A 468-nucleotide genomic window follows, 5' to 3' on the forward strand; every position below is an offset into this window, starting at 1 on the left:
GGGTAACTGTTTTGAGCATAATTAAGTTCACCATATTGATCTACAACAAGCGTATATTTTAGCTCATTAATTAGCGTTAATACTTCATCGTTATAACTACGTTTAATTTTCTGGGCTTCAAGCCATTGGAGTTTATGATTGTTATTCCACTTTTCACCAGGGTTGCCAATAGGGTAGGTACTGTTATTCATATTAAACCTTTACGTTGAATTATCTCTGCGGGCTATAGAGCACATAGACCATAATGACGAAAATAAAGCGTTAGCTTAACGCTGACTAAAATAGCGCGCAAGTATATGCGATAGTCACTGCATTAGTTAATGGCTGAGCTTGAATGCGGATAGTGCCTTTGTTGCATAAAGTCTTCTAAAAACCATGCGGCAAACTCATGTCTGCCCTCTACATCGGCTTTACTATAGATGTCTGATGCTTGTTGGCGAACGGTTTTTTCTTTTGTGTTTCTTAGTG

General features: G+C 38.0%; 2 pseudogenes. Both read right to left on the reverse strand.

Annotated elements, in window-relative coordinates:
- Window positions 1–191 (reverse strand): annotated as a pseudogene (locus PSH48_RS20895) (peptidase); the annotation flags it as partial.
- Between the two features lie 122 nt (window positions 192–313).
- A pseudogene (locus PSH48_RS20900) lies at window positions 314–468 on the reverse strand (LuxR family transcriptional regulator); the annotation flags it as partial.

It is taken from the genome of Pseudoalteromonas sp. Angola-4 (genome assembly GCF_028599265.1).
GTDB lineage: Bacteria > Pseudomonadota > Gammaproteobacteria > Enterobacterales > Alteromonadaceae > Pseudoalteromonas > Pseudoalteromonas atlantica.